Genomic DNA, 11,753 nt, shown 5'->3' on the forward strand with positions numbered 1-11,753 from the left:
CCCGACGATGAGGTTGGGCATGAGGTTGGCCAGGGATTCTCTGGCCGCGCGCACCTCCTGGATGGAGGAAGTTGCATCCTGCAAAACCGCCAGATTGGCCTCTGCCGTGCGGATCGTTTCTGAATAGCTCTGCGCCTGCTGGATTCCCTCCTGAAAGGCGAGCATCTGTTCCGCGCGCATCTTTTGATAGGCCTCGGCAATCATCCCGACCACGGAAGCGGCCAAGTTCAGCCCCGCTACAAAGGAGCCGATCAAATTCACCCCCGAAGCGAGGGCGCTGAGGCCGGAGGAACCGGACTCGCGGAGTTTGTCGATCCGGCTGGCAAGCTCCTCCAATTTCGAGAAAGCATCCGGCAGCGTATCGGTGAAAACCGACAGGCCGCTCTGCAAAGCGCTGCTGCCGGACGTCCCTGCATCCGCCTTTGCGCCGCCGGCCTGCTGCGGCTGAATCGCCCGCAGCGGCGCGGAAGAAATCTTGTTCTGCTGTGCGAGGAAGGAACGCATCGCGTCGTATGTGCGGTCAAATTGTATTTCCAGCTCCTGGAGCTTGTTGCGCTCCAGCTCCAACTGAACGGTCGCCCGCTGTGCTTGCAGCGCTGTATCGGTCCCTGCGGCGGGCGTGCCGGCGAGCTCTTGCAGCTGGATCATGGTCCTGCGCTGCTGTTCGAGCTGTTCAGCGATCTCCACGAGCTTTTTCCGGTATTGTTCAGCGCCCTCCACCATGGTCTGGTTGAATTCTTTTGCCGTTTTGTCTGCGTCGCTGTACATGTCGTCCCAAAGGTCGGCAAGATCGGCGACACGCGTTTCCAGCAAGCGGGTGTCCAGGCCGAGCCCGGAACCGTCTTTTCCCAATGTTCGATCCGGCAAATCGTCACCTCCTAAATTTGTGCATCAAAAAACCGCCCCCTAAAAGAGCGGCGGGATCAGGAACTTTTTAAGGGCATCCCGCAGCCGTCTTCTCTATTTTTTAACAGAACCCTAGAAGGCGCGCTGAGTCCAAAAGCCTGCGCGGGATGCGAATCGCATTTCCCCCGGCGGGCTGTTCACCCCGCCGGTTTCCTTAAATCTGCGCCCGAACCGGTTCCTTTGAGGCCGCGCCCCAACAGGCGCGCTGAGGCCAAAAGCCCGCGTGGGATGCGAATCGCATTTCCCCCGGCAGGTTGTTCGCCCCGCCGGGTTCCTTAAAGCCGCGCCCGAACCGGTTTCTTTGAGGCCGCGCCCCAACAGGCGCGCTGAAGCCAAAAAGCCTGCGCGGGATGCGAACCGCATTCTTCCCCGGCGGGCTGTTCACCCCGCCGGTTTCCTTAAATCCGCGCCCGAACCGGTTTCTTTGAGACCGCGCCCCAACAGGCGCGCTGAGGCAAAAAAGCCTGCGTGGGATGCGAACCGCATTCTTCCCCGGCGGGCTGTTCGCCCCGCCGGGTTCCTTAAAGCCGCATCTAAACCGGTTTCTTTAAGGCCGCGCCCCAACAGGCGCGCTGAGGCAAAAAAGCCTGCGTGGGATGCGAACCGCATTCTTCCCCGGCAGGTTGTTTGCACCGCTGGTTTCCTTAAAGCCGCGCCCGAACCGGTTCCTTTGAGGCCGCGCCCCAAAGCGGAGTGCGGTCAAGCGGTATTTCTGCGGGCGAATCGGAGGCGCTTTGAAAAAGCAGGCCGGAACAAACGCCGGTTACCCCTCCCACTCGTCCGCAAAGACCTCTTCGTCCTTCCCGCCGGGCGTGTGCAGGTCGTTGTACTCGTCCATCACAGCGAGGAACTCGTCGAAGTAATAGCTTTCCATCAGCTCCGTCCGGGGGATGCCCACACTTTGCGCGATTGCGATCCAGCGTTGGAACCAGAATTCGGCGTTTGCCCCGCCGGTGTGAGCAGCCGGCGGACGGTCCCGAAAAAACCCGACAAGTCGTTGGCCTTCCAGGCGGCCTCCAAAATCTCCGCCAATTCCGCCAGCCCGAGCGCGTTGGACGCATCCGGGTTGAGCAGGCGTTCCGATGGGATGTCCAGCAGGCTGGAGACCATCCGGCAAAACTGTTCCGGCAGCACGGCCAGCAGCCGGACGGCGAGCTTGGTCATTCCGCCGCGGTCGATGTGTTCCAGCATCGAGAGCATTTTCGGCATGGAATCGCACCCGGGAAACAGCTCGCCGAGCACAACCGCCGGCAAGTCCTCCATCGCGCGCAGAACCTGCAGGTACTTGCCCATGGGCAGCTTGCGAATCTTCACCCCATACAGCTCCTGGACGGGCGGCGCGCTCATGCGCAGGCTTTTGTCCGGGCGGCGCAAAAATCTCTGTACATTCATGGATAGCTTCCTCCCATAAGGAGAGGGTGTCCCAAAAGTCGAAAAAGGACGGAGGGACGCCCTCGTCTTTTTAGAAACTCCGGTGTTTTTTCAAGCAGGAAGGGGATGCCCCTTTCCTATGAATCGAACCATTCGTAGGTTGGGGGCGTCCTCTTTGTCCTGCAAAGCGTCCGCTCAGGGACGGAGGGATTGCAACCGCTTAATCGCCAACCTCCGGGAAGGCCGGGATCGTGTCCAGCCAAGTCAAAGCGGTGCCCTTGTCCACATCCTTGGTGCCGCGGATCTTGCCGTCGCAGGCGCGCGGGCTGCACTTAAAGGTCAGTTCATAGGTCTGGGCCTCGTTGTTTTCGCCGCGGGTGCTGTGGGTGATCTTGTAGCCGGAGCACTTTGCCACATAGTAGCGATAGAGGCGGTAGCCGCCGTCGGCGCGCAGTGCGGAGAAGGTCAACGCGAACTCCGGCGGCACGTCGAAGGTGCTCTCTTCCAGCTCGTCGGTGAGTTCCTCCATGTCCACGCCGCCGAGCGCCGCGAGCAGGGAGAGCTCCATCTCGTTGACTGTGACCACCAGTGTGGTGTCCGTCCATTCGGCGCCGCTGTCGTACACGCCGTCGTCGCCCGGGATGCTGAACTCCGTGCGGTTGTCGGTCGGCGCGCAGGTGCGTGCGCCTACCAAACTCTTTTTCTCGCCGGTTGCGGAGTATGCGGTGGCGGTGTTGGTCGCTACCGGGATGATGCCGAGATTTGCAAAACCTTTCAAATACTTTTTACCCATAAATATCCTCCTTTAATTGCGGCCCCATAGGGCCAATTCCCAGTAAAATGTGGTGTATGCGTCGCCGGATTCCAGCTTGAGCGGCCCTTTGACCGGCCGTGCAATGCAAAATTCTTCCGGCGTCAGGTCGATGAGGGTCTCCTCCGGGCCGCTGTCCAGCAGGCGAAAGAGCTCCTCGCACAGGGCGCGCGCGTCGGCATATGCCTCCCGCCGCACCTGCACTTGAATGTAGTGCGTGCCGGTCCCGTCGTTGACCTCCCCGACGGTGTGATCCCACTCCAACAGTGCGATCATGTCCCGCTGTTCTCCAGGAGCCGGGACGGTATCCACATAGATGTCGGGATAGCCCCAGCTCTCCAGATAGCATTTCAGCGCATCGAGCATGGTTTTGCTCCACCTCCTCCCAGATCCCGTTGGCGATGGGCCACCGGAAGCGTCCTGTTCAGGAAGGCTTCTTATGCAAGTCCCCTGGTTCAAAGGGCCTCGTTCCGGGGCCTTGTCCATGAAAGTCTTTCTGGCGAAAAACCTCTGTTCAAGAAGGCCTCCCATGCAAGTCCCTTTGGCTCAAAGGGCTTCGTATTCAAGGCCCCTAGCGCCATAAAAGCCTTTCATCTAAGAAATTCCCTGTCCAAGCCTCCCCCGGCTCTCAAACCCCTGTATCCGAGCCCCCTTGCCCAAAGCCTTCCACCGAAGAAGCCCCTACCCAAGCCTTCCTGGCCCAAAAGACCCGTATCCAAGCCTCCTTACCCAAAGGAAGCCTTTCATCTAAGAAGCCCCTGTCCAAGTCCCCTTGCCCAAAATCCCTTCCCCAGCGCCAGGCCGGTCAAAAGCGCCCAGTTTGCCTTTGGACGTTCCCGCTACCTTCCCCTTTGTGCCTTCCACCGTTTCAGGCTTCGAAGGGCCTCATGGCGGCTGGCCAGGCGGCCCTCTGTACCAGGAAACTTTCTGGCAAGGAAGTCCTCTGTCCAGGAGACTTTTTGGCTAAGAAGCTCTCTAGCTAAAAGGCCTCTGTCCAAGAACGCTTCCTATGCAAGCCTTCCTGGTCCAAAAGGCCCGTAGCCAAGGCCCTTGTCCATAAAAGTCTTTCTGGCTAAGAAGAAACTCTCTGACTAAAAACCTCTGTCCAAGAACGCTTCCTATGCACGCCTCCCTGGCTCAAAGGGCTTCGTATCCAAAGCCCTTGTCTCCATGAAAGCCTTCCATCTAAGCCCCCCTGTCCAAGCCCCCTTGCCCAAAAGCCCTTCCCCAGCGCCGGGGCGGCCAAAAGCGCCCAGTTTGCCTTTGGACGTTCCCGCCGCCGTTCCTATGCCCAAAGCAATCGAGAAAAGAAAGACCGGGCGTCGGGCCTGAACAGGTTGAAACCAGGTACGCCGGGTAGGCGGCGGGGCGTCATCCCGGCCTGTGGCTTCCCAACAGGTACGGACGCAAGAGGCTTGCCGCCTCCATGCTGTACATCGTTGGTTCTCTTGCCGGTTCGCCCGGATTCTGCGCGCCGGCTGTGTCCGGTAGGGCTAGAGCTTCCAATGCCTGGGCCAGCTTGATGTTCACGGGAATACTCCGGCTCAGGTCGCGGGGAAAGGCCATGTCCTGAAAAATGCTGTGTTTTCTGCCCGCATAGTGCAGGGCTTCCAGATGTTGAGCCGCCCGTTTCAAGCGATCCTCTTTTTGAGCATCATGGAACATCATCCACGACTCGCCGCCGGACCTCCCTGTGAGAAGTCCGTCCGCCTCCGAAAGGGTGAGGTATGTGTCGGTCCCGACTTTGAGCAAGTCCCATCGCCTCCTTCTAGGGCTGCCGGTTTGGCTCTTGTATCGCGTCCCCTGCGGAGCCGCACAAAAATCTCGAAATTGAAATTAAAATCTTAACAAGATACCAAAACCCTACAGCTTTTGATTTCGTCCTCCGGTTGTCCCGGATTCCGTGATTCTATCGTATCACAAAGGAACTGCTTGTGAACGCCAATATCCGCTGGAAAACGCCGGAACCTGTTTAAATGCGTTGGACCGCTGCGGCAGCTTTCCAACAGGGGTTATCTTCCTGCGAACGGGCAGCCAGCTTGCGTACCGCCTGAACGGCGATATGGCGCGTCTGGCTTTCGCTGTAGGCCACTTCGTCTGCAATTTCTTTCCAGGCAGGGCGGCGTTTCCATTGGTTCCGGGCGCGCAGATCCTGCGGCCCCATGTAGGCCAATTCTAACACGCGGCGTTCCACACGTCCAAGTTCATTTAAAACCGAGCGGCACCAGTTCTTTTTCTCGCGCAGTTCCACCGCACGCGCACGGCAGGCATCCGCCTCGCGCTCGTATTCCAGCAGGATTTCAGACAGTGCCAACGCAGCAGTCGGGTCGCTGTAGCGCCCCTTTCCGCCCGGCATGCCGGTCAGATTGGGAGAGGGCAGGCAGATACACTTCTGTTCCTCCTCCAGCGCTTTGATCTCCTCCAATTCGCTGTGGATCATCCGGGGGAGGTCGTAATACTCTGCAAGCAGCTTTTCGATTTCCTTGGGTGTCATAACAAAATGCTCCTTTCAAATGTTCCGATGCTGGCCCATGCCCGCTCGAATGGGTGACTCTGCGCCCTTTAGCGCTCCATATGTAAAACTCTGGTTACTATGTCGGACGCCGCTCTGCGCGCCCCGCTTCGCCTTTCCATGTCCATGCTTCTCAAGCAAATTCCCGCCCGTTGTTTCCCCCTCTACGGAGATTTCCTCGTCCGGCCGCCCGGTGCTTTCCCCTCTACGGAGATTTCCCCGTCGGTTCATCCGGCGCTTTCCCCTCTGTGAAGATTCTCCCGCCGCCCGCCCCGCTTTTTCCCGTGTCGGAGGCTGCACCGGCCTGCGCTTCTGCGTTGCGCCCCCGGACAATACCCTGTGCACCTCGCTTTGCCTTCCATGTTCATGCTTTTAAGGAAATTCCCTTCCAAGTGACAGGCCCGCTTAAACCCCTAGCAGCGCCGCAATCTCCTGTGCCGCGCTTTGGTATTCCTCCGGAGGTAACCCCATCTCCCGCAGCTTGTCCTTCAGGCACTCGTAGTGGGCCCAGCGGCGCAGAAGGCCATCCTTGCGCCGCCCGCGCGCTTCATCGAGCAGCGCCTTCCATTCATCCGTCATATTTTGACTCCACCTCCATAAATGTGTGATACTGCGGTTGCCAATGGAACCGGAAATCTCCCGTCCGGCCGTTCCGGTTCTTCGCCAACGTCAAGTGGATGTCCGTCCAGGCTTCGCCGGAGAGCCGTCCCTGGGGCTGTTCCCCGTCCCGCCAGAGAAACAGCACATAGTCGGCGTCCTGTTCCAGATCGCCGGTCTCGCGCAGGTCCGCCAGGCGGGGACGTTTGTCCCTGCGTCCGTCCGATTGGCGATTCATCTGGGCCAGTTCTACAATGGGCAACCCCGTGTCCAGGGCGATCTGCTTGAGCTGATTGCTCACCCAACCCAGTGCGCGATAGGCGTCCCGCATGGATGGGCGTTCCATCAGGCCGATGTGATCGATAAAGAGGATGTCCGGCTGATAGAGTTCGATGCACTGGCGCACCCGGTCGACCGAGAGCCGAGGTTCCACGCAAAACTGGATGCGTGTTGATTCGCGGAATTGGCACAAGACGCGCTCGATGTCGCCCTTCTCTTCGTCCGAGAGCAGGCGGTCCCGGATGCGGGTGCCGTCGATGTGCATGAGCTGGGATGCCACACGCTGCATGAGTTGTTCATCGGGCATCTCCATCGAGCAGTAGAGCACCTTTTTCTTCCGGCGTGCAAGGTGCAGGGCGAGGTTGAGCGCAAAGTCGGTCTTGCCGCCGCCGGAGCGCGCCGAGAGAACGGTGACGGTGCCGGGCAAAAATCCGCCGGTTGCGCGGTCGAGGGCCCCATAGCCCGATTTGGCAGGCGCGCCCTTTGGGGCGTTCATCCATTGAAGGAAATGATCGACCGCCTGAGCAAAGGAAACGCCGCTGTCGCCTTCGGCGCGGGTGAGGGCGTCCTGTTCCGCTACCAGATTGCGCAGGCGCTCGACGGATTCCTGTGCCGTGCAGATGGGGGCGTCCGCCGCGATCTCAGCCGCCGCGGTACAGATGCAGCGTCTCCGCCACGCATCCCGCACAATTTTCACATAGTCAAAGCGGTGCCTTGTGGTGGGCACATAACCGGCCAGTTGGAGCAGGATCTTTTTCTCATCCGGCAGGCGCTCAACCAGGGTCACGCCGTCCACCGGCCCGTTGGCGCGGTACTGGGCGACCATAGCTTCAAAGACGCGCCGCGTGGTATCATGGGTGAACATCTCCGGGGTCAGGGCGTTTGCCACATCCTTGATGAATTCGCCATCCAGGACGACGCATCCCAGGACCGCCATCTCCGATTCTACACTCACTCCGGCATCAACTCCTCCCAGCCGCACTCTCCGGCGCGAAAGCGGCGCAACGCTTCTTCCCGGCGTTCTTTTTCACGCGCCAACTCCGGGGGCAGCGCACGGGGAGGCGCATAGCCGGGCGGGTCCAGATCGCCGCAGTACGCCGGGCTGTCTGGAAAAGGCTCGTCCTCCCAACGCCGCTGGCCCAACCAGGTGGATGGATTGGGAATATACCGCCCTTGGTCTCGCTGCCATTGTTCGCTGCCCTTTGCNTGCTAAAAGGCCTCTGTCCAAGAACGCTTCCTATGCAAGCCTTCCTGGTCCAAAAGGCCCGTAGCCAAGGCCCTTGTCCATAAAAGTCTTTCTGGCTAAGAAGAAACTCTCTGACTAAAAACCTCTGTCCAAGAACGCTTCCTATGCACGCCTCCCTGGCTCAAAGGGCTTCGTATCCAAAGCCCTTGTCTCCATGAAAGCCTTCCATCTAAGCCCCCCTGTCCAAGCCCCCTTGCCCAAAAGCCCTTCCCCAGCGCCGGGGCGGCCAAAAGCGCCCAGTTTGCCTTTGGACGTTCCCGCCGCCGTTCCTATGCCCAAAGCAATCGAGAAAAGAAAGACCGGGCGTCGGGCCTGAACAGGTTGAAACCAGGTACGCCGGGTAGGCGGCGGGGCGTCATCCCGGCCTGTGGCTTCCCAACAGGTACGGACGCAAGAGGCTTGCCGCCTCCATGCTGTACATCGTTGGTTCTCTTGCCGGTTCGCCCGGATTCTGCGCGCCGGCTGTGTCCGGTAGGGCTAGAGCTTCCAATGCCTGGGCCAGCTTGATGTTCACGGGAATACTCCGGCTCAGGTCGCGGGGAAAGGCCATGTCCTGAAAAATGCTGTGTTTTCTGCCCGCATAGTGCAGGGCTTCCAGATGTTGAGCCGCCCGTTTCAAGCGATCCTCTTTTTGAGCATCATGGAACATCATCCACGACTCGCCGCCGGACCTCCCTGTGAGAAGTCCGTCCGCCTCCGAAAGGGTGAGGTATGTGTCGGTCCCGACTTTGAGCAAGTCCCATCGCCTCCTTCTAGGGCTGCCGGTTTGGCTCTTGTATCGCGTCCCCTGCGGAGCCGCACAAAAATCTCGAAATTGAAATTAAAATCTTAACAAGATACCAAAACCCTACAGCTTTTGATTTCGTCCTCCGGTTGTCCCGGATTCCGTGATTCTATCGTATCACAAAGGAACTGCTTGTGAACGCCAATATCCGCTGGAAAACGCCGGAACCTGTTTAAATGCGTTGGACCGCTGCGGCAGCTTTCCAACAGGGGTTATCTTCCTGCGAACGGGCAGCCAGCTTGCGTACCGCCTGAACGGCGATATGGCGCGTCTGGCTTTCGCTGTAGGCCACTTCGTCTGCAATTTCTTTCCAGGCAGGGCGGCGTTTCCATTGGTTCCGGGCGCGCAGATCCTGCGGCCCCATGTAGGCCAATTCTAACACGCGGCGTTCCACACGTCCAAGTTCATTTAAAACCGAGCGGCACCAGTTCTTTTTCTCGCGCAGTTCCACCGCACGCGCACGGCAGGCATCCGCCTCGCGCTCGTATTCCAGCAGGATTTCAGACAGTGCCAACGCAGCAGTCGGGTCGCTGTAGCGCCCCTTTCCGCCCGGCATGCCGGTCAGATTGGGAGAGGGCAGGCAGATACACTTCTGTTCCTCCTCCAGCGCTTTGATCTCCTCCAATTCGCTGTGGATCATCCGGGGGAGGTCGTAATACTCTGCAAGCAGCTTTTCGATTTCCTTGGGTGTCATAACAAAATGCTCCTTTCAAATGTTCCGATGCTGGCCCATGCCCGCTCGAATGGGTGACTCTGCGCCCTTTAGCGCTCCATATGTAAAACTCTGGTTACTATGTCGGACGCCGCTCTGCGCGCCCCGCTTCGCCTTTCCATGTCCATGCTTCTCAAGCAAATTCCCGCCCGTTGTTTCCCCCTCTACGGAGATTTCCTCGTCCGGCCGCCCGGTGCTTTCCCCTCTACGGAGATTTCCCCGTCGGTTCATCCGGCGCTTTCCCCTCTGTGAAGATTCTCCCGCCGCCCGCCCCGCTTTTTCCCGTGTCGGAGGCTGCACCGGCCTGCGCTTCTGCGTTGCGCCCCCGGACAATACCCTGTGCACCTCGCTTTGCCTTCCATGTTCATGCTTTTAAGGAAATTCCCTTCCAAGTGACAGGCCCGCTTAAACCCCTAGCAGCGCCGCAATCTCCTGTGCCGCGCTTTGGTATTCCTCCGGAGGTAACCCCATCTCCCGCAGCTTGTCCTTCAGGCACTCGTAGTGGGCCCAGCGGCGCAGAAGGCCATCCTTGCGCCGCCCGCGCGCTTCATCGAGCAGCGCCTTCCATTCATCCGTCATATTTTGACTCCACCTCCATAAATGTGTGATACTGCGGTTGCCAATGGAACCGGAAATCTCCCGTCCGGCCGTTCCGGTTCTTCGCCAACGTCAAGTGGATGTCCGTCCAGGCTTCGCCGGAGAGCCGTCCCTGGGGCTGTTCCCCGTCCCGCCAGAGAAACAGCACATAGTCGGCGTCCTGTTCCAGATCGCCGGTCTCGCGCAGGTCCGCCAGGCGGGGACGTTTGTCCCTGCGTCCGTCCGATTGGCGATTCATCTGGGCCAGTTCTACAATGGGCAACCCCGTGTCCAGGGCGATCTGCTTGAGCTGATTGCTCACCCAACCCAGTGCGCGATAGGCGTCCCGCATGGATGGGCGTTCCATCAGGCCGATGTGATCGATAAAGAGGATGTCCGGCTGATAGAGTTCGATGCACTGGCGCACCCGGTCGACCGAGAGCCGAGGTTCCACGCAAAACTGGATGCGTGTTGATTCGCGGAATTGGCACAAGACGCGCTCGATGTCGCCCTTCTCTTCGTCCGAGAGCAGGCGGTCCCGGATGCGGGTGCCGTCGATGTGCATGAGCTGGGATGCCACACGCTGCATGAGTTGTTCATCGGGCATCTCCATCGAGCAGTAGAGCACCTTTTTCTTCCGGCGTGCAAGGTGCAGGGCGAGGTTGAGCGCAAAGTCGGTCTTGCCGCCGCCGGAGCGCGCCGAGAGAACGGTGACGGTGCCGGGCAAAAATCCGCCGGTTGCGCGGTCGAGGGCCCCATAGCCCGATTTGGCAGGCGCGCCCTTTGGGGCGTTCATCCATTGAAGGAAATGATCGACCGCCTGAGCAAAGGAAACGCCGCTGTCGCCTTCGGCGCGGGTGAGGGCGTCCTGTTCCGCTACCAGATTGCGCAGGCGCTCGACGGATTCCTGTGCCGTGCAGATGGGGGCGTCCGCCGCGATCTCAGCCGCCGCGGTACAGATGCAGCGTCTCCGCCACGCATCCCGCACAATTTTCACATAGTCAAAGCGGTGCCTTGTGGTGGGCACATAACCGGCCAGTTGGAGCAGGATCTTTTTCTCATCCGGCAGGCGCTCAACCAGGGTCACGCCGTCCACCGGCCCGTTGGCGCGGTACTGGGCGACCATAGCTTCAAAGACGCGCCGCGTGGTATCATGGGTGAACATCTCCGGGGTCAGGGCGTTTGCCACATCCTTGATGAATTCGCCATCCAGGACGACGCATCCCAGGACCGCCATCTCCGATTCTACACTCACTCCGGCATCAACTCCTCCCAGCCGCACTCTCCGGCGCGAAAGCGGCGCAACGCTTCTTCCCGGCGTTCTTTTTCACGCGCCAACTCCGGGGGCAGCGCACGGGGAGGCGCATAGCCGGGCGGGTCCAGATCGCCGCAGTACGCCGGGCTGTCTGGAAAAGGCTCGTCCTCCCAACGCCGCTGGCCCAACCAGGTGGATGGATTGGGAATATACCGCCCTTGGTCTCGCTGCCATTGTTCGCTGCCCTTTGCCTGTTTGATGGCCGTCAACATCGTGTCCAACAGGCGGTGGTCCGGCTTTAGCCGCACAAAGAGCTTTTCCGCACGGCCTTTGCCGACTTTACGCGGATATGCGGTCCAAAAGCGCTCAAACGCCTCCTGTACGCCTTTGCCCTGCATTCCAGCCTTCCCACCAGTCCGAAGTACCTCTTGCACTTCTTCGCCTTGCGTTCCAACCTTTCGACCCGCCCAAAGTATCTCTTGTGATTCTTGCACCTCTTCGTCCTGCATTCCAACCTTCTCACCAGTCCGAAACGCCTCTTGCGCTCCTTGCACCCCTTCGCTCTGCGTTCCAGCCTTCCCACCAGTCCGAAGCGCCTCTTGCGATTCTTGCACTTCTTCGCTCTGCATTCCAGCCTTCCCGCCAGTCCAAAGCGCCTCTTTCGCTCCTTGCACCCCTTCGTCCTGCGTTCCAGCCTTCCCACC

Annotated in this window: 15 protein-coding genes and 1 pseudogene; all 16 read right to left on the reverse strand. The window is 59.7% G+C overall.

Going from position 1 to position 11,753, the window contains the following annotated elements; all coding sequences use genetic code 11:
- Window positions 1–867, reverse strand: an 867-nt coding sequence (locus B9Y59_RS15720; protein WP_158088973.1) for a hypothetical protein, incomplete at its 3' end; no start/stop codon positions are given.
- A 912-nt stretch (window positions 868–1,779) separates the two neighbouring features.
- The gene (locus B9Y59_RS07125; protein WP_085532631.1) at window positions 1,780–2,298 is read right to left on the reverse strand and encodes a hypothetical protein; all 519 of its coding nucleotides are present in this window, start codon (window positions 2,296–2,298) and stop codon (window positions 1,780–1,782) included.
- A gap of 199 nt (window positions 2,299–2,497) precedes the next feature.
- Window positions 2,498–3,070, reverse strand: coding sequence for a major tail protein (locus tag B9Y59_RS07130; protein ID WP_054325058.1), 573 nt, complete (start codon window positions 3,068–3,070; stop codon window positions 2,498–2,500).
- 12 nt (window positions 3,071–3,082) lie between these two features.
- On the reverse strand, window positions 3,083–3,454 hold the full coding sequence (locus B9Y59_RS07135; RefSeq protein WP_054325057.1) for a phage tail terminator protein: 372 nt from the start codon (window positions 3,452–3,454) through the stop codon (window positions 3,083–3,085).
- Between the two features lie 1,005 nt (window positions 3,455–4,459).
- Entirely contained in the window at window positions 4,460–4,840 is a 381-nt protein-coding gene (locus B9Y59_RS07140; protein WP_085532633.1) for a DnaT-like ssDNA-binding protein, read from the reverse strand.
- A 220-nt stretch (window positions 4,841–5,060) separates the two neighbouring features.
- Entirely contained in the window at window positions 5,061–5,582 is a 522-nt protein-coding gene (locus B9Y59_RS07145) for a hypothetical protein (protein ID WP_054325055.1), read from the reverse strand.
- Window positions 5,583–5,597: 15 nt separating this feature from the next.
- Window positions 5,598–5,945 carry a hypothetical protein gene (locus B9Y59_RS07150; RefSeq protein ID WP_085532635.1) on the reverse strand — a complete coding sequence of 116 codons (348 nt, stop codon included), beginning with the start codon at window positions 5,943–5,945 and terminating at the stop codon, window positions 5,598–5,600.
- Window positions 5,946–6,005: 60 nt separating this feature from the next.
- A complete protein-coding gene (locus B9Y59_RS15725; protein ID WP_153802367.1) occupies window positions 6,006–6,179 on the reverse strand; it encodes a hypothetical protein in 174 nt (57 codons plus the stop codon).
- Window positions 6,169–7,431, reverse strand: coding sequence for a replicative DNA helicase (locus B9Y59_RS07155; RefSeq protein ID WP_085532637.1), 1,263 nt, complete (start codon window positions 7,429–7,431; stop codon window positions 6,169–6,171). The genes B9Y59_RS15725 and B9Y59_RS07155 overlap by 11 nt, the downstream gene beginning before the upstream one ends.
- A complete protein-coding gene (locus B9Y59_RS07160; RefSeq protein ID WP_085532639.1) occupies window positions 7,428–7,619 on the reverse strand; it encodes a hypothetical protein in 192 nt (63 codons plus the stop codon). The genes B9Y59_RS07155 and B9Y59_RS07160 overlap by 4 nt, the downstream gene beginning before the upstream one ends.
- A gap of 458 nt (window positions 7,620–8,077) precedes the next feature.
- On the reverse strand, window positions 8,078–8,458 hold the full coding sequence (locus B9Y59_RS07165; protein WP_085532633.1) for a DnaT-like ssDNA-binding protein: 381 nt from the start codon (window positions 8,456–8,458) through the stop codon (window positions 8,078–8,080).
- A 220-nt stretch (window positions 8,459–8,678) separates the two neighbouring features.
- Entirely contained in the window at window positions 8,679–9,200 is a 522-nt protein-coding gene (locus B9Y59_RS07170) for a hypothetical protein (protein ID WP_054325055.1), read from the reverse strand.
- A 15-nt stretch (window positions 9,201–9,215) separates the two neighbouring features.
- The gene (locus B9Y59_RS07175; protein WP_085532635.1) at window positions 9,216–9,563 is read right to left on the reverse strand and encodes a hypothetical protein; all 348 of its coding nucleotides are present in this window, start codon (window positions 9,561–9,563) and stop codon (window positions 9,216–9,218) included.
- A 60-nt stretch (window positions 9,564–9,623) separates the two neighbouring features.
- Window positions 9,624–9,797 carry a hypothetical protein gene (locus B9Y59_RS15730; RefSeq protein ID WP_153802367.1) on the reverse strand — a complete coding sequence of 58 codons (174 nt, stop codon included), beginning with the start codon at window positions 9,795–9,797 and terminating at the stop codon, window positions 9,624–9,626.
- Entirely contained in the window at window positions 9,787–11,049 is a 1,263-nt protein-coding gene (locus B9Y59_RS07180) for a replicative DNA helicase (protein WP_085532637.1), read from the reverse strand. The genes B9Y59_RS15730 and B9Y59_RS07180 overlap by 11 nt, the downstream gene beginning before the upstream one ends.
- A pseudogene (locus B9Y59_RS07185) lies at window positions 11,046–11,753 on the reverse strand (hypothetical protein); the annotation flags it as partial. The gene B9Y59_RS07180 and the pseudogene B9Y59_RS07185, both read right to left, overlap by 4 nt.

This window comes from Anaeromassilibacillus sp. Marseille-P3371 (assembly GCF_900169665.1).
GTDB lineage: Bacteria > Bacillota > Clostridia > Oscillospirales > Acutalibacteraceae > Anaeromassilibacillus.

Bases quoted from the DNA above. Each gene is read 5' to 3' on its own strand.
- B9Y59_RS07135 (WP_054325057.1), bottom strand. From the start codon at position 3,454: ATGCTCGATGCGCTGAAATGCTATCTGGAGAGCTGGGGCTATCCCGAC.
- B9Y59_RS07170 (WP_054325055.1), bottom strand. From the start codon at position 9,200: ATGACACCCAAGGAAATCGAAAAGCTGCTTGCAGAGTATTACGACCTC.
- B9Y59_RS07125 (WP_085532631.1), bottom strand. From the start codon at position 2,298: ATGAATGTACAGAGATTTTTGCGCCGCCCGGACAAAAGCCTGCGCATG.
- B9Y59_RS07130 (WP_054325058.1), bottom strand. From the start codon at position 3,070: ATGGGTAAAAAGTATTTGAAAGGTTTTGCAAATCTCGGCATCATCCCG.
- B9Y59_RS15730 (WP_153802367.1), bottom strand. From the start codon at position 9,797: ATGACGGATGAATGGAAGGCGCTGCTCGATGAAGCGCGCGGGCGGCGC.
- B9Y59_RS15725 (WP_153802367.1), bottom strand. From the start codon at position 6,179: ATGACGGATGAATGGAAGGCGCTGCTCGATGAAGCGCGCGGGCGGCGC.
- B9Y59_RS07145 (WP_054325055.1), bottom strand. From the start codon at position 5,582: ATGACACCCAAGGAAATCGAAAAGCTGCTTGCAGAGTATTACGACCTC.